This is a genomic window from Candidatus Arsenophonus triatominarum (assembly GCF_001640365.1).
Lineage (GTDB): Bacteria > Pseudomonadota > Gammaproteobacteria > Enterobacterales > Enterobacteriaceae > Arsenophonus > Arsenophonus triatominarum.
This window is the reverse complement of sequence record NZ_LWMI01000006.1, coordinates 324,792-350,439: the sequence shown is the minus strand read 5'-3', so window position 1 is coordinate 350,439 and position 25,648 is coordinate 324,792. Positions and strand designations below refer to the sequence as shown.

General features: G+C 36.4%; 18 protein-coding genes, 2 tRNA genes and 9 pseudogenes. 8 read left to right on the top strand and 21 right to left on the bottom strand.

All coding sequences use genetic code 11. The features are described 5' to 3' along the window. Positions 1-81: 81 nt before the first annotated feature. Positions 82-664 (top strand): annotated as a pseudogene (locus AYJ55_RS32675) (IS256 family transposase); the annotation flags it as partial. 8 nt (positions 665-672) lie between these two features. Here AYJ55_RS32675 and AYJ55_RS24985 read toward each other — a convergent pair. The 4 genes and pseudogenes from AYJ55_RS24985 to AYJ55_RS32670 form a co-directional block, all read right to left on the bottom strand. Beyond that, a pseudogene (locus tag AYJ55_RS24985) lies at positions 673-933 on the bottom strand (integrase core domain-containing protein); the annotation flags it as partial. A 22-nt stretch (positions 934-955) separates the two neighbouring features. Then, positions 956-1,444 (bottom strand): IS630 family transposase, encoded by a 489-nt coding sequence (locus tag AYJ55_RS04650; RefSeq protein WP_063653499.1) that lies wholly within the window; start codon positions 1,442-1,444, stop codon positions 956-958. After that, positions 1,413-1,778 carry an IS630 transposase-related protein gene (locus AYJ55_RS04645; protein ID WP_063653415.1) on the bottom strand — a complete coding sequence of 122 codons (366 nt, stop codon included), beginning with the start codon at positions 1,776-1,778 and terminating at the stop codon, positions 1,413-1,415. Before AYJ55_RS04645 ends, AYJ55_RS04650 begins: the two co-directional genes overlap by 32 nt. A 35-nt stretch (positions 1,779-1,813) precedes the next feature. Continuing rightward, a pseudogene (locus tag AYJ55_RS32670) lies at positions 1,814-2,721 on the bottom strand (IS3 family transposase); the annotation flags it as partial. A 388-nt stretch (positions 2,722-3,109) separates the two neighbouring features. Here AYJ55_RS32670 and AYJ55_RS04625 point away from each other — a divergent pair. After that, complete coding sequence (locus AYJ55_RS04625; RefSeq protein ID WP_063654537.1) at positions 3,110-3,295, top strand: SufE family protein; 186 nt, start codon at positions 3,110-3,112, stop codon at positions 3,293-3,295. Positions 3,296-3,625: 330 nt separating this feature from the next. Here AYJ55_RS04625 and AYJ55_RS35590 read toward each other — a convergent pair whose 3' ends face one another. The 3 genes and pseudogenes from AYJ55_RS35590 to tcdA form a co-directional block, all read right to left on the bottom strand. Continuing rightward, the gene (locus AYJ55_RS35590; protein WP_222703418.1) at positions 3,626-3,763 is read right to left on the bottom strand and encodes a transposase; all 138 of its coding nucleotides are present in this window, start codon (positions 3,761-3,763) and stop codon (positions 3,626-3,628) included. 173 nt (positions 3,764-3,936) lie between these two features. Further along, a pseudogene (locus tag AYJ55_RS35585) lies at positions 3,937-4,601 on the bottom strand (IS982 family transposase); the annotation flags it as partial. Between the two features lie 131 nt (positions 4,602-4,732). Further along, complete coding sequence (gene tcdA, locus AYJ55_RS04620; protein ID WP_063654534.1) at positions 4,733-5,542, bottom strand: tRNA cyclic N6-threonylcarbamoyladenosine(37) synthase TcdA; 810 nt, start codon at positions 5,540-5,542, stop codon at positions 4,733-4,735. Positions 5,543-6,067: 525 nt separating this feature from the next. Between tcdA and AYJ55_RS04615 the strand changes: the two genes are divergently transcribed. Together AYJ55_RS04615 and AYJ55_RS04610 are read left to right on the top strand one after the other, a co-directional pair. Then, a tRNA-Met gene (locus AYJ55_RS04615) sits at positions 6,068-6,144 on the top strand. A gap of 26 nt (positions 6,145-6,170) precedes the next feature. After that, a tRNA-Met gene (locus AYJ55_RS04610) sits at positions 6,171-6,247 on the top strand. Between the two features lie 60 nt (positions 6,248-6,307). Here the strand turns inward: AYJ55_RS04610 and amiC are convergent. The 3 genes from amiC to AYJ55_RS04595 form a co-directional block, all read right to left on the bottom strand. Next, complete coding sequence (gene amiC / locus AYJ55_RS04605; protein ID WP_063654533.1) at positions 6,308-7,558, bottom strand: N-acetylmuramoyl-L-alanine amidase AmiC; 1,251 nt, start codon at positions 7,556-7,558, stop codon at positions 6,308-6,310. A 596-nt stretch (positions 7,559-8,154) separates the two neighbouring features. After that, on the bottom strand, positions 8,155-8,643 hold the full coding sequence (locus tag AYJ55_RS04600) for an IS630 family transposase (protein ID WP_222703429.1): 489 nt from the start codon (positions 8,641-8,643) through the stop codon (positions 8,155-8,157). Beyond that, positions 8,612-8,977, bottom strand: coding sequence for an IS630 transposase-related protein (locus AYJ55_RS04595; RefSeq protein WP_063653415.1), 366 nt, complete (start codon positions 8,975-8,977; stop codon positions 8,612-8,614). The genes AYJ55_RS04600 and AYJ55_RS04595 overlap by 32 nt, the downstream gene beginning before the upstream one ends. Positions 8,978-9,012: 35 nt before the next feature. Here AYJ55_RS04595 and AYJ55_RS32660 point away from each other — a divergent pair. Continuing rightward, positions 9,013-9,258 (top strand): annotated as a pseudogene (locus tag AYJ55_RS32660) (amino-acid N-acetyltransferase); the annotation flags it as partial. A 24-nt stretch (positions 9,259-9,282) separates the two neighbouring features. Here AYJ55_RS32660 and AYJ55_RS04590 read toward each other — a convergent pair. Beyond that, positions 9,283-9,525, bottom strand: a pseudogene (locus AYJ55_RS04590) (transposase); the annotation flags it as partial. Between the two features lie 146 nt (positions 9,526-9,671). Beyond that, a complete protein-coding gene (locus AYJ55_RS28095; RefSeq protein ID WP_162505312.1) occupies positions 9,672-9,929 on the bottom strand; it encodes a hypothetical protein in 258 nt (85 codons plus the stop codon). 366 nt (positions 9,930-10,295) lie between these two features. Here AYJ55_RS28095 and AYJ55_RS04585 point away from each other — a divergent pair. Beyond that, positions 10,296-10,532, top strand: a pseudogene (locus tag AYJ55_RS04585) (GNAT family N-acetyltransferase); the annotation flags it as partial. Between the two features lie 383 nt (positions 10,533-10,915). Here the strand turns inward: AYJ55_RS04585 and AYJ55_RS28090 are convergent. After that, entirely contained in the window at positions 10,916-11,173 is a 258-nt protein-coding gene (locus AYJ55_RS28090; protein WP_162505311.1) for a hypothetical protein, read from the bottom strand. A 10-nt stretch (positions 11,174-11,183) separates the two neighbouring features. Between AYJ55_RS28090 and AYJ55_RS32655 the strand changes: the two are divergent. Then, positions 11,184-11,501 (top strand): annotated as a pseudogene (locus tag AYJ55_RS32655) (IS630 transposase-related protein); the annotation flags it as partial. 17 nt (positions 11,502-11,518) lie between these two features. After that, a complete protein-coding gene (locus AYJ55_RS04575) occupies positions 11,519-11,992 on the top strand; it encodes an IS630 family transposase (RefSeq protein ID WP_162505310.1) in 474 nt (157 codons plus the stop codon). Between the two features lie 720 nt (positions 11,993-12,712). Here the strand turns inward: AYJ55_RS04575 and recD are convergent. From recD to recC, 8 genes and pseudogenes are all read right to left on the bottom strand, one after another. Continuing rightward, positions 12,713-14,551: an exodeoxyribonuclease V subunit alpha gene (recD, locus tag AYJ55_RS04570; protein WP_063654658.1), complete on the bottom strand. Its 1,839-nt coding sequence runs from the start codon at positions 14,549-14,551 to the stop codon at positions 12,713-12,715. Positions 14,552-14,562: 11 nt separating this feature from the next. Further along, complete coding sequence (gene recB / locus AYJ55_RS04565; protein ID WP_063654523.1) at positions 14,563-18,159, bottom strand: exodeoxyribonuclease V subunit beta; 3,597 nt, start codon at positions 18,157-18,159, stop codon at positions 14,563-14,565. Beyond that, positions 18,156-18,761 carry an insulinase family protein gene (locus tag AYJ55_RS04560; protein WP_063654521.1) on the bottom strand — a complete coding sequence of 202 codons (606 nt, stop codon included), beginning with the start codon at positions 18,759-18,761 and terminating at the stop codon, positions 18,156-18,158. The genes recB and AYJ55_RS04560 overlap by 4 nt, the downstream gene beginning before the upstream one ends. A 214-nt stretch (positions 18,762-18,975) precedes the next feature. Then, complete coding sequence (locus AYJ55_RS04555; protein WP_063653499.1) at positions 18,976-19,464, bottom strand: IS630 family transposase; 489 nt, start codon at positions 19,462-19,464, stop codon at positions 18,976-18,978. 10 nt (positions 19,465-19,474) lie between these two features. Beyond that, complete coding sequence (locus AYJ55_RS04550) at positions 19,475-19,798, bottom strand: IS630 transposase-related protein (protein WP_063654519.1); 324 nt, start codon at positions 19,796-19,798, stop codon at positions 19,475-19,477. Between the two features lie 67 nt (positions 19,799-19,865). Continuing rightward, on the bottom strand, positions 19,866-20,864 hold the full coding sequence (locus tag AYJ55_RS35580; protein WP_063654517.1) for a hypothetical protein: 999 nt from the start codon (positions 20,862-20,864) through the stop codon (positions 19,866-19,868). Positions 20,865-21,029: 165 nt separating this feature from the next. Then, a complete protein-coding gene (locus tag AYJ55_RS35575; RefSeq protein ID WP_063654515.1) occupies positions 21,030-22,010 on the bottom strand; it encodes an insulinase family protein in 981 nt (326 codons plus the stop codon). Positions 22,011-22,102: 92 nt separating this feature from the next. Further along, positions 22,103-25,494, bottom strand: a pseudogene (gene recC, locus AYJ55_RS04535) (exodeoxyribonuclease V subunit gamma). Between the last annotated feature and the right edge of the window lie 154 nt (positions 25,495-25,648).

The following is a 25,648-nucleotide window of genomic DNA, read 5'->3' as shown; positions in this document are numbered from 1 at the left end:
CGCCGACGAAATAATTTCAAACCCGGTAGTGTTCAAAAATCTGTGTCATATCTTAAACTCAAAAAAAAAGATGTATGACATATGAGAAATCAATCATTTAATTTTGATGAAGCGTTGAAGCAATTACAATCAGGTAAAAATTTACTCGGTACGGATGGAATACTCACACCACTCATAAAACAGCTGACCGAAGCTGCTCTGCAGGCAGAAATAGAACACTACCTATCGACAACGTCAATCGATACGCGTAAAAATGGCTATTACTCGAAAAACGGTTAAATCGACATCAGGTCAATTTGAACTGAAAACGCCCAGAGACAGGTCAGGTGCTTTTGAGCCTCAGCTCATTAAGAAAAATCAGACAAAATTATCAGAGGATATTGATAACAAAATCCTATCGTTATTTGCATTAGGCATGAGTTATCGTGATATTCAAAAACATGTTGCAGAATTATATGGACTGGAAATATCAGATGGAGCTATTACTCATATTACTGACAAATTACTCCCTGAATTAAAAGCCTGGCAACAACACCCTCTGGAGGCGCTCTATCCTTTTGTCTGGCTCGATGCCATTCATTACAAGATAAAACATGATGGTCACTATATCAATAAGGCAATCTACACAGTACTTGGACTAACCACCGATGGGCATAAGGAATTGTGTAGTGGTCAACTAAAATTGGCCACCCTACCTGACTGTTCACGGAACAGTCGCTCTGATTCGTTTGGCGTTAATCCACCGTTATACCAGTGAGGTCTTATATCGCTATAGTAGTGGGTTATGTAGCGAATAATGGCTGACTGAGCAGTACTAAAGCTTTGGTAGCCAGTCGTTGGCACCCATTCGGTCTTCAGACTACGGAAGAATCGTTCCATCGGACTATTATCCCAACAATTCCCTCTGCGACTGATACTTTGGGTCATCTGATATAGCTAGGCGACTTAATTTTGATTACAGCATATGTATTAAAAACAGGTCATCGATAGTGCATCCTGTTTCCATCTTTTTACGTTTAGCTTGAGACCATTTATGTTCTATAGGATTTAAATCTGGTGAATACACAGGCAAATATTCTATCTGGTGTCCTGCGTTTATAATTGCCTGTTCAATATTCTTACCTTTGTGAAAGCTAGCGTTGTCCATAAAAATAACAGAATTTTCAGGAAGTTCTGGGAGCAATATTTTTGTGATCCAAACATAAAAAACATCACGATTAATATTGCAATCAAATAATCCGATAGCAAAAAGGGTTGTTCCCAATAAAGCGCCAATAACATTTGTTCTTCCCTTAGCACCCCAGTTTTTCAGGCCAAAACAACGGTGACCTTTTGGGGAATAGCCGTGAGTTCGTGGAGTGTCATGTGAAAAACCACTTTCATCAATAAAAACAACAGATTTATCTTTTTTTTCATACTGTTGTCTTTTTTGCTGATGTGCCAGCCTGTCGCTTTCGTTGGTTTTTGGATGGAATAGAGTTTTTTTTATAGGTTAATCCCAGCTTTTTAAGGGATTGCCAAATAGTCTTTTTACAAACACCGAATCGCTCTGCCCGTTCCTTTTGGTAAGCATCTGGATACTGTTCCACATCTTTTGCTAAAGCATTTTTATCGAGCTTCCTCTTACGTGGCGTTGAATTTTTTGGCTCTGGTCGTTTAAGCCAACGTACTAGAGACGCTTTTCCAATACGGAATTGTTTCGCAGTTTCTCGAATTGTTAAACCTTCGGCTTTCCTTACAGATATTACTTTACGTCGAAAATCAATTGTATAACTCATAACACACCTTGTAATCAAAATTAAGTCGCCTAGCTATAACGCCACAATGCCTGCCTATACTCACGACTGGTATAATGACTTCCCTGATCACTATGGAACATCACCTGTTTGGGATGCCCACGTAGTTCCCAAGCCATTTGTAGTGCTTTGGCGGTTAATTCTGAGTCTGGTGCAAATGACATTGCCCAGCCCACCGGTTTTCGGGCAAACAAATCCAATACCACAGCCAGATAGGCCCATCGTGAGCCTGTCCAAATATAGGTTACATCGCCGCACCAAACCTGGTCAGGCTTGGTAACAGCGAACTGCCTATTGAGCAGATTTGGAATATCAATACGTTCATTTCCACCGCGGTTGTATTTATGTTTTCGCTCTTGGCAACTGACGATGATTAATTCTTTCATCAACTTACCCGCTAACCACCGCCCAAGTTTCACGTTGTGTGTATTGGTAACCATCGTGGCGATAGTCCTTGCGCCAGCAGAGCCGCCACTAACGTTCCACGCTTCGCTGACTAGGCTACGTTTTATCGTCCGCTCAATATCTGGCTCCTTAGGCCGACACCAATAGCGATAACTGCTTCGGTGAACATTAAAAATACGACACAAAGTTTTCACCGGATAAAGCACTCTTAGCTTTTCAACTACCGAAAATTTTTCAGTGAGTCGGACATTAAGAGCGCAGTAGCCTTTTTTAAGATGTCATTCTCCATTTCCAGCCGGTGGATTTTTTTCTTCATTTCTCTGAACTCAATTTGTTCAGGTGTTAATGGCAGACCAGGCGATGTTTTCCCTTGACGTTCTAAACGAAGGGCTCTTACCCACCGGCTAATCGCTGAAAGACTGACGTTCATGCCTTTCGCAGCTTCCTGGTAGGTGTAATTTTGGTCAAGGACTAATTTGGCGGTTTCACATTTAAATTCAGCAGTAATTATTTTACTCATTTCGGCACCTATAAAAATTATGAGGTAAGCATATCACCTCAACTTAGGTGGCCAAATTTAGTATGCCACTACATAGCTTACCGGCAGAATATAAAACAGTAAGCATGTTGCTCAATAGTGAAATAAAGTTGCTTAAAATAAAAACAAGTTAGATACATCTAAAAAATACAAAAATAGTTTATTTTTTAATCTTGAATAGGTTATTTTTAATGCAAAAATTGATGATTTTATCATCATCGGCTGGTTTTTTTGTAAGTCATAATTAATTTTGCTATTGAGCAACAGGCTTAATAGAAATAGAAGTGAGTGGCTGCGAAAATCGCGTTTGGTTAGGTTATCAACAAAATATTGACCACTCTCTTCATTTTTATGGCGATAGGGTAGAATAATGAAAGGCTTACTTGCCATTCTTCTTTGTGCTATCGAAGGCAAAACTGCCGCTCAAATTTTATCTATCGATTTGATAGATATTTTTAAACAAATGGGACTCATTCAACAACTCAGTACCTCAAGAGTAGATGGTATCCAATCGCTGGTTAAAGTCTGTCAAAAAATTGCTCAAAACGAGCTTTGATCGCTAATAATAACCTGAGTTCGGGATAAGCATTATCAATTATGCACGAGTTTCGCACAGGCATATAAAATTCCAGGAATGGCTTAAAAGCAATAGTTAATTTGCAAGTTACTAAAACGTATAAATTTGTTTAAATTACAATAAGTTGCTTTTAATTTATAAGATTTTGTCTATTTATATATTATGCTGAATTAAACTTAAAAATAGAGCGTTTTTTTATTGGTGCGAAACTCGTGTTATGCTTGAAGATATGTTCCTGCCACAGGTATCTTTGGTTTAGATGGAATTAAACAATATGCAACCAGCCCGGCTAATAAATTCACTACAAAGTTAGCAGGAGAGCGGTAGCCGCGTATGCTCTATCTGACAAAGATTTTTTAACTCATCAAATACCGTTTCAATGACAGGACGATGACGCAAGATGGCTTTGTCGAAACAAGTCTGTTCAACAGGCCACGAGTTTCGCACCAATAAAAAAACGCTCTATTTTTAAGTTTAATTCAGCATAATATATAAATAGACAAAATCTTATAAATTAAAAGCAACTTATTGTAATTTAAACAAATTTATACGTTTTAGTAACTTGCAAATTAACTATTGCTTTTAAGCCATTCCTGGAATTTTATATGCCTGTGCGAAACTCGTACAGGCTTCATTTTCTTCTTGATATTCGTTATAAGGTTAATTCCCATTGTTTTCAGTTGCTGTTTCAGTGAAGCCGATAAATACCCTTTATCCGCATACAAACAACCAGAAAGATCTTTTATCAGCTCAGGTAATGGTTTCCGATCATCTGTGTTTCCTGGTGTAAGTCGAAAACTGAGTATTTACCCCAAATGATTGATAATTACATGAAGTTTGAAACCAAAGAACCAACCTGTTAAGGTTTTTCCTCGTTCAGCTATCCCATCGAAGACTTTATGCCGGCGGATCCGTAAGTTATCACACATAGCTATCGGAGTAGAATCGGCAACCGACAGACCCGTGCACTTTCCCTTAATTGACTCAAACAGTGCCGTTAAAGCTAAGGCACTGCGCGGAAGTAACTCTACGCAGCGTGAATATGATGGCAAGTTAGGAAATTCCTTCCTGAGATATAAACGACATGATAGAGATAAAATACCTTGAATTGGCTGAATCGGAGTTGATGAAACAAAACAACCAGTGTCATCATTTCAGCCAATGGAAGCTGAGTAGACCGTCTACGACGCTTACTACCGTTATTCAGCAAAATTTCATGCATTTTTGGCTCGAAGTCTTTACAAAAATCATCCATCAGGCAATAAAGTTCAGTAAGATTTTCCATCATTGTTTAACAATGCTCTACGCTTTAACCAGATTGTTAGAGTATTTTAACGAAATATGCGCATTCAACTATTTGAATAGCAAGACTTTCACTTTATTTCTTATCCCGAACTCAGGTTAATAATAATTATTTCATACTCTTTCGCTAGCTATCATTTTACGCTGCAATTTTTTTAATACATGAGAAACAGCAATAAAACCAAAACTAGCAGTTACCATTGTTGCCGCACCAAAACCAGCGGCGCAATCCATACGCATTGTTCCTCCAGCATTACTTTTAGCCTTACAAACGCTTCCATCACTTTGTGGGTAAACTAACTGTTCGGTTGAGAAAACACAATCAATACCCAATTTACCTTTATTTTTAACTATTTTAAAATCACTTTTTAATCTTTCACGTAATTTTGCTGCTAAGGGATCATGGATCGTTTTTGCTAAATCTTTGACTTGGATCTGTGTCGGATCAATTTGCCCACCAGCCCCTCCCGTTGTGACGACAGGTATTTTATGACGGCGACAATAAGCTAATAAAGCAGCTTTAGGCCGTATGCTATCAATAGCCTCAATCACATAATCAAATTGAATAGATATCAACTCAGCTAGATTGCTGGCCGAGACAAAATCATCAATAATATTAACTTGACATTCAGGGTTAATTTGCAAAATACGTGATTTCATCACTTCAACTTTTGATTGACCAATAGTGTCGCTTAATGCATGTAATTGCCGATTAATATTTGTCACACACACATCATCCAGATCAATCAGAGTAATAGTGCCGATCCCTGTTCTTGTTAATGCTTCCGCTACCCATGAGCCTACGCCGCCAATACCAACAACACAAATGTGAGAACGAGCAAAAAGCATTAATGCTTTTTGACCATAGAGGCGGCCAATACCTGCGAAGCGCCGCAACCAAGCATCTGAAAGGAGTAATTGCATGTCTAACCTTAGCTAACAAAAATAGCGTGTTCACCAATAATAAAAAAGAAACTAATTTATTAATTCAAATCCTGATTAATCTATTATGATAACAAAAACTGATTCGTTATCTATTCATCTGCATGGCATAGCCAATCATGTGATAACGACTAGAGCGTATTATCTGTATCATATTTATCAACTGAATTGCATTTTATTTTGTATATTTAAATTAGCAATAAATTATACCCTACCCCATTTGATAAGATAATTTCCGATAAAATATTTTACTGATTTAAGGTAATCATTAAATAACTATTTTTATATGACCATTAAAAAAATAATGGATTTATTTTTGTTGATTACATATTTCGCTATCGATTTTTTGCTGACAAAGTATATCAATAAGCATGATGGCTAATTTGCATAAAAGAACAAAAAACAATCATCAAGTCTATTTTATGTACAAGATATAAAAAATATCGCAATATTTAAGAAAAAAACTTGCATCGGATCTGATCCTGAGTATAGTGAGCCGCTATCGGACGCGGGATGGAGCAGCTTGGTAGCTCGTCGGGCTCATAACCCGAAGGTCGTCGGTTCAAATCCGGCTCCCGCAACCAATATTAAAAACCTTAATCATTTCAGACGCGGGGTGGAGCAGCTTGGTAGCTCGTCGGGCTCATAACCCGAAGGTCGTCGGTTCAAATCCGGCCCCCGCAACCACCTTTCATTCAATATCAAATTTGTTTCCCAACAAGATTATTATCTGTCTAATTAACTCGCTTAACGCAAAGCCAGTTTTCCGCCGTTGTCGAAATAAGTTTTAATACCCCGAAAAATAGATTCTGCCATCTGCTGTTGGAATTTTGCTGTCTTTAGTTTTCGTTCTTCTTCAATATTACTAATAAAAGCAGTTTCAACTAGAATGGACGGGATGTCTGGTGCCTTTAATACCGCAAAACCTGCTTGATCGACAATGTTCTTATGCAATTTGTTAACGTTACCCATCCGTTTAAGCACTTCTGTACCAAATTTCAAACTATCATTAATAGTCGCCGTCTGAACTAAATCAAACATGGTGTGATCAAGGTATTTATCACCACTTTTACTGACACCACCAATCAGATCTGCCTCATTCTGTGTTTGAGCTAAATAACGGGCGGTATTACTGGTTGCTCCTTTGGTCGATAATGCAAATACTGAGGAACCTCTCGCCTTACGATTAGTAAAGGCATCAGCGTGAATAGAAACAAATAAATCAGCTTGCATTTTCCGCGCTTTTGCAACTCGCACTTTTAAAGGAATAAAAACATCTTCATTACGAGTCATATAAACTTTCATCTTAGGTTCACGATTAATTAATATTTTTAATCTACGTGCAATTTGCAATACGATATCTTTTTCCCGCGTTTTATATTTTCCTATAGCACCAGGATCTTCTCCACCATGGCCAGGATCGATCATGATGATAATTGGCCTATCTCTCCCTGCTTTACCAGCTGGCTTTTTCGCTTTAACCGGCAACGTATTATCCAATTTACCTTTGTTATAATCTTCTAATAGCGCTAACAACGGATCATCATCAGTGTAAACACCTGAAGCAGGATAAAAATCAACCACTAAGCGATGTTTAAAACCAGCAACAGGCGCAATAGTAAACATTTGTGGATCAACATGAGTTTTTACTTCGAAAACTAAGCGAACCGTTTTTTGATCAAATTGGCCTACTCTGACTAATTTTAAATAAGGATCACGTGAACTGATTTGCTGGCTAATGCCCTGCAACACACTATTTAACTGCATATTTTCTAAATCGACAACAATACGATCAGGTCCAGATAAAGCAAATTGACGACATTTTAAAGCAATATTCGATTCTAACGTTACTCGGGTATAACTAGAGGCAGGCCAGATACGAATAGCAACTATACTTGAAGATGAAGCTAGCCCGAATGGACTAATACTTAACAGCATAGTAGCCACTGCACCTTGCAGAAGACGTCGTCTTGAAAAACCGTGATTTGAATGATCCATCGAAAAATCCACTTAAAGCATCAAATAATTATAAACCGCTCAATATTATCAACAACAAAAAAATAACTACACGAGTTTCGCACCAATAAAAAAACGCTCTATTTTTAAGTTTAATTCAGCATAATATATAAATAGACAAAATCTTATAAATTAAAAGCAACTTATTGTAATTTAAACAAATTTATGCGTTTTAGTAACTTGCAAATTAGCCATTGCTTTTAAGCCATTTCTGGAATTTTATATGCCTGTGCGAAACTTGTGAACTATAGAAAACTTTAACCAATCATTAATAAACTGTCATTAATAAATTGCTCTTTATAAATAATTAGCTACTAATATATTCTGAAGCAATAATAATGATTTTTCATGCATTTCTTCTTGCTATTTTGTGTCAAAAATCATAAAAATACTTTCATTAAGAACAGTCATTTATATGAGGAACATATGAAAGGACATCGTACTGATTTAGTTAATGGATTTCGCCACTCTGTTCCCTATATTAATATACATCGCGATAAAACCTTTGTTATTACATTAGACGGTAACTCTATCGCAGATAAAAATTTTGCTCATATAGCTAGGCGACTTAATTTTGATTACAGCATATGTATTAAAAACAGGTCATCGATAGTGCATCCTGTTTCCATCTTTCTACGTTTAGCTTGAGACCATTTATGTTCTATAGGATTTAAATCTGGTGAATACACAGGCAAATATTCTATCTGGTGTCCTGCGTTTATAATTGCCTGTTCAATATTCTTACCTTTGTGAAAGCTAGCGTTGTCCATAAAAATAACAGAATTTTCAGGAAGTTCTGGGAGCAATATTTTTGTGATCCAAACATAAAAAACATCACGGTTAATATTGCAATCAAATAATCCGATAGCAAAAAGGGTTGTTCCCAATAAAGCGCCAATAACATTTGTTCTTCCCTTAGCACCCCAGTTTTTCAGGCCAAAACAACGGTGACCTTTTGGGGAATAGCCGTGAGTTCGTGGAGTGTCATGTGAAAAACCACTTTCATCAATAAAAACAACAGATTTATCTTTTTTTTCATACTGTTGTCTTTTTTGCTGATGTGCCAGCCTGTCGCTTTCGTTGGTTTTTGGATGGAATAGAGTTTTTTTTATAGGTTAATCCCAGCTTTTTAAGGGATTGCCAAATAGTCTTTTTACAAACACCGAATCGCTCTGCCCGTTCCTTTTGGTAAGCATCTGGATACTGTTCCACATCTTTTGCTAAAGCATTTTTATCGAGCTTCCTCTTACGTGGCGTTGAATTTTTTGGCTCTGGTCGTTTAAGCCAACGTACTAAAGACGCTTTTCCAATACGGAATTGTTTCGCAGTTTCTCGAATTGTTAAACCTTCGGCTTTCCTTACAGATATTACTTTACGTCGAAAATCAATTGTATAACTCATAACACACCTTGTAATCAAAATTAAGTCGCCTAGCTATATTACACAGTCTGGGTATTCAACTAGTTATTGTTTATGGCATACGCCCACAGATAGATAAAAAACTCATAAACCATCAATATCCGGTAATCTACCATAAAAATATTCGCGTCACTGATGCAACCCTAGAGTTAGCTAAACAAATATCGGGGACATTACAATTGGATATTACTACTCTGTTATCAATGAGTCCCAACAATACCTCATTGCAAAGTGCCCATATAAATGTCGTCAGTGGTAATTTTAACCTGAGTTCGGGATAAGCATTATCAATATGCTTGAAGATATGTTCCTGCCACAGGTATCTTTGGTTTAGATGGAATTAAACAATATGCAACCAGCCCGGCTAATAAATTCAATACAAAGTTAGCAGGAGAGCGGTGCCGCGTATGCGCTATCTGACAAAGATTTTTTAACTCATCAAATACCGTTTCAATGACAGAACGATGACGCAAGATGGCTTTGTCGAAACAAGTCTGTTCAACAGGCTTCATTTTCTTCTTGACACGAGTTTCGCACAGGCATATAAAATTCCAGAAATGGCTTAAAAGCAATGGTTAATTTGCAAGTTACTAAAACGTATAAATTTGTTTAAATTACAATAAGTTGCTTTTAATTTATAAGATTTTGTCTATTTATATATTATGCTGAATTAAACTTAAAAATAGAGCGTTTTTTTATTGGTGCGAAACTCGTGCCTGAGATATAAACGGACATGATAGAGATAATATACCTTGAATTGTCTGAATCGGAGTTGATGAAACAAAACAACCAGTCTCATCATTTCAGCCAATGAAAGCTGAGTAGACCGTCGACGATGCTTACTACCGTTATTCAGCAAAATTTCATGCATTTTTGGCTCGAAGTCTTTACAAAAATCATCCATCAAGCAATAAAGTTTAGTAAGATTTTCCATAATTGTTTAACAATGCTCTACTCTTTAACCAGATTGTTGGAGTATTTTAACAAAATATGTGCATTCAACTATTTGAATAGCAAGACTTTCACTTTATTTCTTATCCCGAACTCAGGTTATCATAGAGCGAGAAAATATGATCATCGCTTGCGTAGCACTTTATGACTATTTAGCACGAGTTTCGCACCAATAAAAAAACGCTCTATTTTTAAGTTTAATTCAGCATAATATATAAATAGACAAAATCTTATAAATTAAAAGCAACTTATTGTAATTTAAACAAATTTATACGTTTTAGTAACTTGCAAATTAACCATTGCTTTTAAGCCATTTCTGGAATTTTATATGCCTGTGCGAAACTCGTGTTTAGAAGAAAAGTCTGGAGAAATGGCTTGCCTGGCTGTACATCCTGACTATCGTAATTTATCAAGAGGTGAAAAACTGCTTAAACACATTACTCTACAAGCCAAAAATTTAAATTTAGAAAAACTTTTTGTATTAACAACCCGAAGTACTTACTGGTTTCTAGAAAGAGGATTTTTCCCAGCAAAAGTTGATATGTTGCCAATAAAAAAACAAGCGCTTTATAATTATCAACGATGATCAAAATTTTTAATACTTAATATTAATTAAATACCATAAAATTAATTAAAAACTTAATTAATAAACCCAATTACAATAAAAAATGCACTATTTAAATGAATAACGTTTTCTATTGGTCTTAAGCAAAAAACAAAAAATATCGGCTCCTCTCTATTTAACAAAGAGAAGAGCTGAAAATAAAATAACGGTTAATTAATTATTTTTTATTGTTGCTGCAGGTGGTTCGACTACTTCACGAGTTTCGTACCAATAAAAAAACGCTCTATTTTTTAAGTTTAATTCAGCATAATATATAAATAAACGAAATCTTATAAATTAAAAGCAACTTATTGTAATTTAAACAAATTTATACGTTTTAGTAACTTGCAAATTAACCATTGCTTTTAAGTCATTTCTGGAATTTTATATGCCTGTGCGAAACTTGTGTACTTTTGAGATAAACCATCACGCACATTCCACATAGTTGAAAAATGCTTAACCATGTACTGTCGGCCGCTCCCCCCATTTTTAGCCACACTACCAATATTTAATGCCTGAGCATAGACGGTCGAGTCCAAAGGAGTACTAGGGGCAACTGATAGAAGACTCTTTACAAAACCTATCCCTCTATATTTATAGCTAGGCGACTTAATTTTGATCACAAGGTGTGTTATGAGTTATACAATTGATTTTCGACGTAAAGTAATATCTGTAAGGAAAGCCGAAGGTTTAACAATTCGAGAAACTGCGAAACAATTCCGTATTGGAAAAGCGTCTTTAGTACGTTGGCTTAAACGACCAGAGCCAAAAAATTCAACGCCACGTAAGAGGAAGCTCGATAAAAATGCTTTAGCAAAAGATGTGGAACAGTATCCAGATGCTTACCAAAAGGAACGGGCAGAGCGATTCGGTGTTTGTAAAAAGACTATTTGGCAATCCCTTAAAAAGCTGGGATTAACCTATAAAAAAAAACTCTATTCCATCCAAAAACCAACGAAAGCGACAGGCTGGCACATCAGCAAAAAAGACAACAGTATGAAAAAAAAGATAAATCTGTTGTTTTTATTGATGAAAGTGGTTTTTCACATGACACTCCACGAACTCACGGCTATTCCCCAAAAGGTCACCGTTGTTTTGGCCTGAAAAACTGGGGTGCTAAGGGAAGAACAAATGTTATTGGCGCTTTATTGGGAACAACCCTTTTTGCTATCGGATTATTTGATTGCAATATTAATCGTGATGTTTTTTATGTTTGGATCACAAAAATATTGCTCCCAGAACTTCCTGAAAATTCTGTTATTTTTATGGACAACGCTAGCTTTCACAAAGGTAAGAATATTGAACAGGCAATTATAAACGCAGGACACCAGATAGAATATTTGCCTGTGTATTCACCAGATTTAAATCCTATAGAACATAAATGGTCTCAAGCTAAACGTAAAAAGATGGAAACAGGATGCACTATCGATGACCTGTTTTAATACATATGCTGTAATCAAAATTAAGTCGCCTAGCTATAATTACGTCTTTTTGGTTATCACTTTGATTTTCTATAGGAAAAGCTCCGCAAATGCTATTAGTCTTAATTTTTGCGTGGTCTATTTGTACCACTTTATCAGTCGTTGAAAAATCATTAACAATCCCAACAGCTAATCCCGCTCGATAAAACCTGTCAGCTTGCTCAGTAGATTGAGATGTATTGGCAATAGTTAGAAGATATTGATTACTTTTAATTACCTCAAATAAATCATTTTCCTTTTCTTTTACCGCAAGTAGATCAATACTAGAATTTCCTACGGTTTTTAATTAAGAGCTAAGTTTATTCTCTGTATTCGTAGTCGTATCCATTAGCGCGGAAGCAACTGTTGATTAACCATTTGAGATGAATAATTCCCAATCTGAGATGCTGAATTTAACATTTTATTTGTATCCTCCCATCGAATAAGAATAAATCGCAAAGATATTTTGCAGCATCTCAAATATCAATCATTTATATTTCTAAAAAACAATCAATAGCAAAATTAAAATAATTGATATCAATAACTTACTAATTAATTAAAGCAAAAACTAAAGTTATATATCGCAATACTTCAATCCAGTTCGCTACAATTAAATATTTATTATTTTTTACTTTTATCGCTATTGATATTCACTATTAATAATATCAAACAAGATAACGAGTAAAATAGGCTCTACTTTCATTAAAGTAAGCGCTCAGTTAAACCACTGCGCCGTTCCGTTGAGGTCATTAACGCTTTAGCAAAAACATGACGTTCAGCATAAATCGTCAACTGAATTTTTGCTCTGGTAATTGCAGTATAAATAAGCTCTTTACTAATAATAGGGGTAAAAATCGGCGGTAAAACCAATGCGGCATGTTCAAATTCTGACCCTTGAGATTTATGTACTGTCATAACAAACGCAGTTTCATGCTGAGGCAAACGACTGGGTTGTATTCTTTTTATCACCCCATTAGGCAACTGAAAATAAGCTTTTAAATCTTGTTGACCATCCCGTAACATAACACCAATATCACCATTAAATAAGCCAAGAGGACGATCATTTTTGGTGATCATTATTGGGCGACCTTCATAGTTTTTATTCCAGCTATAGGCAGGCCGTCGAATACTTCCTTGACGATGTAAAAGCTGTTCTAATTTATCATTTAACCCTGTAACCCCGTATGGTCCTTCCCTCAAAGCAGCTAATAAACGATAACGATTAAAAGTAGTCAGGATTTCTTCGGGATCTCGACCCGTTTTTATCATATCCAGATAGCAACGGTAACATTCAGCAGCATCAAAAAGCAATTTGCCATATTTCTCAGACGAAGCAATTGAATGAAAAGCAATATCCGCATTTTGCTGCGCTGATAGTTGCTCAACCTGTCTAATATTACTTTGGTTAATTGCAATAGCAAGTCGCCCAATCCCTGATTGTGCATCAAAACGATAACTTTTTCGTAATAAACAAATCCTATCTTTAACCTCTGGCCCATCATTCGATATAAAATCAGATAAATTACAAGCTGTGATTTTAGTCAGTTGTGCCGCTCTTTCACGACTGTATCCCGATTCTGAAAAACGACAAAGATCGCCAAGGACAGCGCCCGCTTCAACAGAAGCTAATTGATCTTTATCACCTAGCAAAATGACACGGGCATGATCTGGTAGAGCTTCAATTAATCTAGCCATCATAGGCAGATCAACCATCGATGCTTCATCAATAATTAAAACGTCTAGCAAAAGTGGATTGTCTTTGTGATAACGTAATAATTGGCTATTGGGTTGAGCGCCTAATAATCGATGCACAGTCTGCGCTTGTTCTGGCATAACCGCATACTCATCAGCAGATAAATTCAGTTTTAATAATGCATTATTTAATGATTCAGTTAATCGAGCAGCCGCTTTTCCTGTCGGCGCGGCTAGCTGAATGATTAACTTTTCATCACTTAATTGGACTAAAGTAGCTAATAAACGTGCTACTGTCGTGGTTTTTCCTGTACCCGGCCCACCAGAAATAACTGCGATCCGACTGGTTACTGCAACAGCAACAGCTATTTTTTGCCAATCTTGCGTTTTCGAGGACGCAAAAAAACGAGTTAAAATAGTCGCTAATCGCTGTTCATCAACGGTTTCTAACAAATGGCGAGAAAAAAAATCAGCCACTAATCCTTCATCAGCCCACATCCGCTGAAAATAAAGTTTGTTATCTGATAATACTAATGGTTTTGCTGCTGATTGCGGTGCATCACAAATTGCATTACATTGTTTAAGCTCAGTATAAATCCTGCTACTATCAGGTGCTCCTGCCATTTCCCAGAGCATAAAAGCCATTTCCGCCTGTCTACCTTCAAATAAATAGGCGGGTTCGAGCTTATCAATAAATAAACAAACATGACCTGCTCGAGTTTCAGCACTTAATATTGCAAATATTAATAACAATAATGGGTTTTCATCATCAGCTAACCGAATAGCAAGTTGTATGTCTAAACAACTAAACAAATTAAGCTCAGCAGCTCGCTTTAGTAAAGTTATCATCATTGCTCACCTCAATTAGTTGCATTAAATAACTCATCCAGGCTATTAATAAGCGCATAAGTAGGAATAGTATGATAAATACCATAACCAGAGTTTTTATCATCAAATCCACGCAAAAAAAGGTAGATAACACCACCAAAATGTTTTTGATAATCATAATTAGGTAAACGATTCCGTAAATAACGATGCATAGCTAATGTATAAAGCTGATACTGTAAATCATATCTATGGTCAATCATAGCATTCTGTATGGCCTCCTGGCTATATGCCAGACCATTTTCCCCTAACCAATTTGATTTATAATCAAGCAGATAAAATTTGTCTTGCCAGCAAAAAACTAAATCAATATAACCTTTTAAAACGCCCGTTACTGGCTCAAAACTAAGCGGTGGGCAACGTTGAGATAAAACATCATATTGATGGGTTAGCCTATCTAATGCAGATGGCAATAACAATTTTTCTATCGGTAAATGAAATTGCATTTCATTTAATTGATTCTCAGGCGTGATCTTTGACAAGCTGAGGCTATCGCTAAGTAAAGGAGTGTCAAAAATATTTATTAGCCACATTTTAAGCACCGGTGCCCAATCAGCAGAAAAACCGGCTTGTTCTAATTTTTCAGTTAACCAAGACTCTTGTGGATGTTGATTAAATGGCGATAATTCCAACAGGGAATGCAAAAAAGTTCCTGCTGTGGCCCCCTTAGGAAAGGTATGAACACTCCACTCTGCTATTTCACCTTGAACCAATGAGCTGTCACCTTGCGCATCAACGTCCATTTTAGGTGCCAAATCTTGTATAGCAATCTCAATATTTATATCACTAGCAGTAAATTTATCAGAATACATATCATGATAGGTTAATCCTGAATAGCTCGTAACCCGCCAGGTATTTTGGATCTGTCCTGTAAAATTTCGAGCCAATAACTTCACGGGTGTATTTTCTTTCGGGTACCAAGGCGATAAGTTAATATCACTAACGGGTGTGATACTAATATTTTCACTCGCTAATGCACCTAGAGCATCACGCAATAAAGTCGCATTACCTGGTTGTCCATTTTGCAATAAGTAACCTAATGCGCTTTGATGCAAATCCGTATCACCATTTTCCCCACTAGGACGACCTTTTATTAAAGGTGCAATACCAACACTACAATGATATTTTGAGCGCGTTAGTGCAACATATAACAGCCGCAAATCTTCGGCTAAACGCTCTTCATTAGCCAGCCTGATGCTCTCTTTTTGTTGGGTCAGATCAAGGCAAGTTTGAAAATTATCACGATCATGGAACGTGGCCAATTTTTGCTGCGAGAATTGACAGGCAAAAGGTAACCAAACAATCGGGAATTCTAAACCTTTAGATTTATGGATCGTACTAATACTCACCAAGTGACTATCACTCTCTAGACGTATTTGCTGATTTTCTACTAACGGATCGGGGTGATCGATCTGCTGAGCTAACCAGCGAACTAAAGCATGCTCACTTTCAAGCTGTAATTCAGCTTCTTGCAACAATTCACTCAGATGCATCACATCCATCAAGCGCCTTTCGCCATCTATATTATCCATCAATAGATTTTCAGCAATTCGATGGTTAACCATAATAGCTCGTAATGCTGGCAAAATACCATATCGCTGCCAAATCGATAAATAATTGGCAAACTCTTCAACCCGTATCTCCCACTGATTTTCATCTTGATTTAATTGCTCAATATCTTGTGCACTTAGCCCGATTAAACGAGTAGCTAATGCACAACGCAGCGTACGCTCCTTTTCAGGTGAGAGCACGGCTTGTAATAACCATAATAGATCGCGCGCTTCATCAGTAGCAAAAACGCTTTCTTGATTAGAAAGAAAAACTGACGAAATATTAAATTTACTTAATGCTTCTCGTATCATTACTGCTTCGCGACGACTTCTGACTAACACCATAATATCCGCAGCTGTTACCGGCTGTTTTACATCATTTCGATACAGCCAGGTTGTTCCATTCTCGCCCCCTTTAAGCCAATCACAAATCTGACTAGCACATTGGTAGGCCATCGTTTGTTGATAGTCCAAGGTTGAAACCGTTTTTTTATCTAAATAACAAAAATTTAAAGCTGGTAATTTTGCTGTTTTATGAATAAATGCTAAATGCTGATTTGAAGAGGCTGAATCAACTGTGTTAAAAGGTATTTGCTCAAATAAAAACGGTTTTGTTGCCCGACTGAATAATTGATTAATAGCCGCTACCATACTTGGTGAAGAGCGCCAATTAGTATCAAGAGTATAGTGTGATTCAATCTGATCTTTAGCTTTAAGATAAGTAAAAATATCCGCCCCACGGAAGGCATAAATAGCTTGTTTAGGATCGCCGATAAATAACAAACCACAATGATTATGCCCCTGATAAATACGTTGAAAAATTCGATATTGTTGAGGATCAGTATCTTGAAACTCATCAACCATAACAACAGGGTAACGATTACGGATCGTGTTAGATAATCGCTCGCCACCTTCTGCATGTAGTGCCTGATCTAAATGACTTAATAAATCATCAAATCCAATTTCTCCACGTCGTCTTTTCTCCTTAACAATTGTTCGACGAACGTCAATAATCGCTTTTGAAATAATAATATCGCGTAATGTAAGTGATTGGTGCATCAAATTATCAATAGCAAGAAAAACCTCGTGTTCAGGCACTTGACCTGTCGGTGTTTTATCTATCAGTTCAGATTGGCAAAAACGAGCTAGTTCTTTAGGTGTTTTATAATCGACTGTTGCTGATTGAGCCCAACTTGTGACCGCGGCTACCCAACCCTGTAAATTACGGCGACTATAACTACGTTTATTAATAGCGGAATCAGTAATTAAATCAATGAAATTTGCTGAATTTAAAAGCCACAACGCTTTTACTTTTTTTATCGTGTCAATTAGGGTCTGATGACGCTGTTTTATTGATTGAGCTTCAATGGATTGGTTAACAAAAGTCGGAATATCACCTTGTAAATAAGGCTTTATTTCGGCTAAAAGTGCCTCTGGATCACTCCATTCATCAACAATAACTTTTGATATAGAATAATTCAGTGGATAACAGTTGCAGCGCCAAAAATCAGCACAAGCCTGTTTTTGTATGGTATGTTCATCTTTTATTATTGATTGATCAAATAGCATGCCTGACTCAAAAGCATTATGCACCAACATGCGTTGACAGAATCCATGGATAGTATAAATTGCCGCCTCATCCATTTGACGTTCAGCAGCAAGTAACCATTGAGCAGCTACGTTTTTATCTGCAATAAAAAATAGTAAGATTCGAAATATTGAATTTTCATCAAAACCAATACCATCTCTAATACAAGCCATTCTCATCTGATGAATATTGTGGCGAATACGTGATCGTAGCTCATCGGTTGCCGCTTCAGTAAAAGTGACTACTAAAATCTCTTCAACACTTAATGGGCGAGAAAATGCATTTTTTTGCCCAACACCTAATAACAATCGCAAATAGAGTAACGCTATCGTGTAGGTTTTTCCTGTTCCTGCTGAAGCTTCTATCAATCGCTGGCCATAGAGAGGCAAACAATAAGGATCCAGTTGATAAGCCTGTATTCGCCGATTACTCACTTAGCATCTACCTCAATTGGCAAAATCTTTTGTAATTCAGACGCAGTCGGATAAGTTATCCAATCTTTCAATTGAGCACAGCCTTCTTTATTAACCTCTTTGGCAATAATTTGTGAAACAAAAGCTAAACCTGTTTGTTGCAAAACGGCATTACTATAAAAAGTTAATAGATCTTGCTGTGTAACCGTTTTCAATACTTTGATTAATTTTTTTCTACTATCAAAAGCAAAATTATTCCTGGCAAAATCTGGTAGAAAACGATCTATCTCTTCATAAAAAGTTTGTGGAGGCTGTTCCATTTCCGTTAATAGTGCCTTTTTATATTGCTCAAATTCTTTTTTTGGCATTGCATTTAATTTTTTAAAGGCCAATTGATAAAAATTTTGATAGCGTGTATTCAAATACGCAGGGGTTTTATTATTACTTTGCAATAAAAAATCTAATCCCCATTGCTCACCAAGGCTAGTAGTAAAGGCAAAAACAGCATAGCCTAATTGTTCTTGCGTCCTAAGTTGCTCAAAAAACCAAGGATGTAAAATATTGGCCAAAATATTTGATAAGACAAATCCACTATAACCATCATATCCTGTCGGAATAAACATTTCTGCTAGCGCATTATCTGTACTATTTGCCTGATGTTGGAAATTTACTTTATTACGCGTTTCGCACCAATAAAAAAACGCTCTATTTTTAAGTTTAATTCAGCATAATATATAAATAAACAAAATCTTATAAATAAAAAAAAACTTATTGTAATTTAAACAAATTTATACGTTTTAGTAACTTGCAAATTATAGCTAGGCGACTTAATTTTGATTACAGCATATGTATTAAAAACAGGTCATCGATAGTGCATCCTGTTTCCATCTTTTTACGTTTAGCTTGAGACCATTTATGTTCTATAGGATTTAAATCTGGTGAATACACAGGCAAATATTCTATCTGGTGTCCTGCGTTTATAATTGCCTGTTCAATATTCTTACCTTTGTGAAAGCTAGCGTTGTCCATAAAAATAACAGAATTTTCAGGAAGTTCTGGGAGCAATATTTTTGTGATCCAAACATAAAAAACATCACGATTAATATTGCAATCAAATAATCCGATAGCAAAAAGGGTTGTTCCCAATAAAGCGCCAATAACATTTGTTCTTCCCTTAGCACCCCAGTTTTTCAGGCCAAAACAACGGTGACCTTTTGGGGAATAGCCGTGAGTTCGTGGAGTGTCATGTGAAAAACCACTTTCATCAATAAAAACAACAGATTTATCTTTTTTTTCATACTGTTGTCTTTTTTGCTGATGTGCCAGCCTGTCGCTTTCATTGGTTTTTGGATGGAATAGAGTTTTTTTTATAGGTTAATCCCAGCTTTTTAAGGGATTGCCAAATAGTCTTTTTACAAACACCGAATCGCTCTGCCCGTTCCTTTTGGTAAGCATCTGGATACTGTTCCACATCTTTTGCTAAAGCATTTTTATCTAGCTTCCTCTTACGTGGCGTTGAATTTTTTGGCTCTGGTTGTTTAAGCCAACGTACTAAAGACGCTTTTCCAATACGGAATTGTTTCGCAGTTTCTCGAATTGTTAAACCTTCGGCTTTCCTTACAGATATTACTTTACGTCGAAAATCAATTGTATAACTCATAACACACCTTGTAATCAAAATTAAGTCGCCTAGCTATAACCATTGCTTTTAAGCCATTTCTGGAATTTTATATGCCTGTGCGAAACTCGTGTTTATGCTGTTTATAAACAACGATAATATCCCCTCTCCACCAATTTTTACCTTTATTATTCAACAAATGAGAAATAGATTCAATAATATCAATTCCTTGCTTTTGTGTTAGATTGCCGAATACAATTGCTTGTAAAGCAGCATTGTCAATAGTCTCTTGGCGGTACTTTAGGATGTCATTTGCTGTGAGCGTTTCCAGGGCCTTTAAGCGCTGTTCTTGCTCGAAATAAGGTACTTTTTCTAAACGCTGTTTTGGCTGCATTGCCAACTCAAAGGCTTTAAGATTATTGCTAACTTCAAGCTGTTCCCTATACCATGATTTTGCTTGTGTAACTTCGTCGGCAGAAATTGTGAAGGTAAGAAATTCCTTAACCATTTTTGTCGTCAATTCCGCTAGATGTTGAGTATAACCACTAGTTTTCAATTGCAGGCCTAAATTTGAAGACACAACCAGTTCCATTCCGGCGACAGAAGCTTGGTAACTTAATGGAGATAATTTTAAAGAGGCCAGGTATTCTAATAACGCGCTACTAACTTGAGATTTTACCGTTTTATTACTCTGCTCATTACGTAAGTCTAAAGCAATTCCCCCTTTAGGCTCATCAGCAAAATATTGACTTGACATATAGACTACCCGCACATTTCCTCGCTCATATACCAATTCTGGATGCTGATAATGACGAGAACTTTTAATTAAAGAAAAATCATCAGCAATATAAGGATTTAATTCAGACCGTCGTTGATATTGTTGGGTGTTAATTTTATCAACTTGATAAGGAGCATTGAGAAAATAGGCTTCTTTATTATGTGGTTCATTCGGTGCGATAAACCAAATTCTGGCATTATAGGGAGTTAATTCTGCTAAACGGCTGCTTATTGCTTTAGGATCAAAACGATCAGCAATGTAATTAACATCAAGCACATGCGCAATTGGGATATTCAACATTTGATTAGATAGTTGCTGAATATAATTCATATCACGAACAATAGAATTATGTTGAAATGAAAGCTTTAGAACATTTGCGATCTTGTTAAAATAACCACTCTTAATACCTTGCTTCTTTTAATAAATCAATATAGGAAAATATTGCCGCAATAATCTTATCTCTATTTCCCAATCCCTTATCCGTTAATAAAACGTTTATTGAAAAAATGCCATTATTACGATCAACATCTGGTACAACTCAACATTAATCTCTTCAGCAAGACCATTCTTTAATAACCAATCAGCAAGGGTATTTTGACTTCGATTTCCTATCAAATAGCCAATATATTCATCTGACTTACTGCGAAATTCTGTTAAATTATTTGCAATACTAAATTCAAGTTGCAAAACTTTTTTAGGTTGTGCTGGCACATAATGAATTATTATTCCTTTTTCTTTATCGGTTATAGCGGGTACCGTTATCTCCGAAACAATAGCCTTTCGATTTGGAATACGACCAAAAGTTTCAGCTGCAATTTTAGCTAATTGACTCAATGAGTCATTGCCATACAAAATACCTTTCATTAAATTAGCTGAGTAATAGCGATAATAAAAATTCTTGAGCTCAGTCTGTAAATGGCTACCAGGTTTATCGCTTAAGGTTTCTAAATTTCCACCAGAAAAACGTGAATTAGGATGAGCCGGATTAAGTGTTTCAGAACGCACTTGCCATAATCGCATTTCATCGCGAGCACGTGCCATTGCTAATTCTGCATTGACTGCATTACGTTCTCGATCGGCGTTTTTAGGATCAAGTAATGGCTCGGCTAATGCACTTGCCAAGTGATCTGTGGCTGCTTTTAAAGCACCATTTTCAACTTCTAAATAGTAAGCAGTAAGATTAGAAGCCGTACTAGCATTATGATTGCCACCATGTTTTTGCAAAAATTCTGGTATTTCACTTGACTCAGGATAGCGTTTAGAGCCCATCAATACCATGTGTTCAAGGTAATGCGCCAGACCAAGTTGTTGATCAGGACTTTCCATTGTGCCAACTGGTAAGGTAACCGCAGCTAATGATTTACTGGCTTTAGAATCAGATATTAGCAATACAATCATATCATTAGAAAGTTTTATCGCCTGATACCCTCGAGTATCTTTTTCACTTTTGTTTATCCTATCAGCAAAACTTGCCAATTCTGCTTAGCAAAGCTTTACCGTACCAAATAGTAATAAGAGCACGACTATCATGTTTTTCATAACAACCCTTGTTACTTTAAGCATCTTAGTTACATCCTCTTTTTATTTTTTCTATAGATTGCCATTGGCAATAAATAAGTACGTGCCTTTTTTTGTATTGTTTCAAGCAAATTACTATCTATTTTACTGAAAGCACGACCAATATAGCTATCTTCCATTTCACCTGGCTGATTATAGGTACCTTGTAAGGAGTGGATAAGCTGCATTTTTGCTTTTTGCAAAACAGCCTCAGACTCAAAATCAAATTGTTCACTTTTTTTGTTATAGCATGACATTAACCAATTCCAGCCACTTTTATTAAAAAGTGGTAATGGCGAATTCATCCCCTCTTGATAACCATTAATAAGCTGTTGTAAATATACTTTCGCCTGATATTTGTCCACTGACTCAAAACACCATTCACTATTATCTCTTCCCCAATAGTAACTTTCACCAGATCTAACAGTTAAACAAAAAATTAAATGTTCTATCCATAGAGATAAACCATCATTAATCGTTAAATTTGCAGGACGATAACGAATAATACCATTTTGCTGAATATTTCGTAATTGTCCAGCCAAACGAATATTCTCAAAGGGTTCGACGAATAGTTTATTAAAATATTCATGACAATTTATCTTTACTTTATCAGCTAATGGCTGCATATCTTGGATCTGTTTTTCCCAATAAATTTGACCAAAATGTTCCGCCGGTAATCCACCCGTTGCGCGCAAAGTCGTTAACAGCTCCTCCAGTGACTCTTCATAAATCATCGCCTCAAGTAAGCGTTCATTATATTTATATCGTTGTAAATTATTTACAATAAAAGGTTCATTCTCCGGTAATTGTACTTCTTCATTAAAAAAATTAACTTTTAACCTTTGTTGAAAAAAAGCACGGATCGGGTGTCGATAAAAAGAGAGTAACTGCTCTAATAATATTTCATTGCCATGTTCTATCATTGGCGTTAACGGAGTACAGAATTCAGGCCGTGGATTACCTTGTTTTCTGGCTGCTGATAACCATTCACTGGCATAACTCTGATGAATGCTATTAGGCAAATAATTCTCTGTCGCAAAAGGTACTCGCGTATGTTTAGTCACTAAATGTTCTTTTACTCTATCAGCACTAAGATCAATATTTAAATGTTCATCACCCTCTAAACAAAAACTTTGGCTAATATAATCAAGTAATTCATTTACTAACACCGAGGGATTATGTGCTTGATTGTCACGTATAGCATGCCCAATATAGCTAACATAAAATAGTTGAGAAGCGGAATTTAAAGCTTCCAAAAATAAATAGCGATCATCATCTCGACGCTTTCTATCACCCCTTTGTGGCTGCTCAGCCATTAAATCAAAACCCAGTGGCGGTATTGAGCGTGGATATATCCTGTCGTTCATACCTAATAAACACACAACCTTAAAAGGAATAGAACGCATAGGCATTAGAGTACAAAAATTAATTGCCCCTGCAAGAAAACGTTGACTGATCTTTTCATCATCAAAACAGGTTGCTAATTCATCACGAATAAGCGATAGAGGAACTATTTCTTCATATTTTGCCACTATTCCAGTCTCAATCGTTTTTTGCCATTGCTGGAGCATAAATATGAATATCGCTTCAATTTGTTCATCAGTCTCAAAAAAAGCATCTAACAGGCATTGACATAATGGCAACCATTCTGACAATTTCCTTTCCTGATTAAGTTTACTTCTCCAACTAGCCAACGAATCAATAAATGTGGCAAGCTGCCCTGCTAATTTAGCGGATAACCCTGTACATTCATCATAAGGTAAAATTTTATTCCAAGTCCCTACATGACTATCCATCGCATAACCAAGCAACATTCTATTTAAACCAAAAGCCCAGGTATTTTGCCCTGTTGCTGGTAATTCCAGCATTGCAATGTTTTCATCATCAAGCCCCAACGGATACCTGATTCGTTAATCCATCGTCGCAATAAAAGTAATTCATCATCGTAAATAGAAAATCGACGAGCCAGTGCAGGCACTTCTAATAAAGCTAATACTTGTTCTGTCGTAAAACGACTTTGGGGTAAATCAAGTAACGAAATAAAAGCTTGCAAAATAGGATGTACCTGCCTGGCTTTTCTATCTGAAATAGAAAAAGGTAACCGACGTTCAGGGGACACATGACTAAACACCGCTTGGATATAAGGTGCGTAACTATCGATATCTGCCACCATTACAATTATATCTTTGGGTGTTAGATTTGGATCGTCTTCAAAGAGACGCAATAAATAATCTTGCAATATTTCAATTTCACGTTGTGGGCTATGGCATGAATGAAATGTCAATGATTTATCTTGTTTGCTTAATTGTCTTTTTGAAAGACTATTATTATAACTCGCTTCGGTTAAACCAAGTTGCTCATGATCTTCTAAATCTAAAATATCTCGCTGAACCTGGTGCAACAAACAATCACGTGGTAAATCTACAAAGGCAGCAACTTCATTAGATAGCTCCAACTGAGACAGAAAATAGAGGTTGTCACGGCCTAATTTACCCCAAGAAGCTAATAGCGGATTAGTCAGAAATTGTTCACCTTGTTGATTAAATAACGTATCAGGTGAACTTTCTCCCTTGAAACGCGAAATTTCATGGTTATTTCGATAATTTTTTAACTTGCGTCGTTCAAGTTTTGCCAAAGAAGCATAGCTCTGAATATCTCCCCAATAATAACGACATGGATTAGTAAACATTAAATGAATATCTATATGCTGGCCAAGGGCATTTAATGCCTGCAAATAAACCGGAGGTAATGCGGCGATACCACAGATAAATACACGTTTCGGCAACCTAATATGTGAAGGTAGATTAGCATGCAAACTTTGTATAAATTGCTTATAGAGATTTGCCCGATGCCATTTAGATTGATTAAGCTTTTCCGTATACTCTGTCAACGCTAACCAAAGACGTTTTTGCCATTGCTGATTATCACTTAATCCCTCAATTAGTTGTTTTTTACGCCAGCTTTCTAACCATTGGGGACGGTAAACTAAATATTGGTCAAACAGATCCGCAATCCGAGCTGATAACTGATACAACTTACGTTTATCCATATCCTCATTAAGATATTGTCTAAGAGGTTTGAATTCAGGTTTTTGTAGCAAGGAAGGTAAAATTGTCATTAATTTCCAAGTCATTGCCTTTTTGGTAAAAGCACTCTCTGGTGGGATATCAGATAAAACCCGAGTAAACATGTCCCAAATAAAAGTTGCCGGTAGCGGGAAAGAAATGTTAGCGGCAATTCCCAAGCTTTGCGCAAGCTCTATTTGTAGCCATTGCGACATACCTGGACTTTGAACCAAAATAATTTCTTGCTCAAACGGTTGGGTCAAAGGATTATTTTTGATCAAACTAGAAATAAGCTCTTTGTGAATATCTAATTGATTAGAATGATAAATTTGTAGCATAAGCTCTTCCTGACGAACAGTACCACTTTGATGTAGCAGTCAATTGGTTATAAGGCATCTTAAATGTAACTAATATCTGCTTACAATTATCTGTAATGTTCACGTAACGATATGATAAATCAATATTTCTAGGCATATCATTTGTTATATCGGT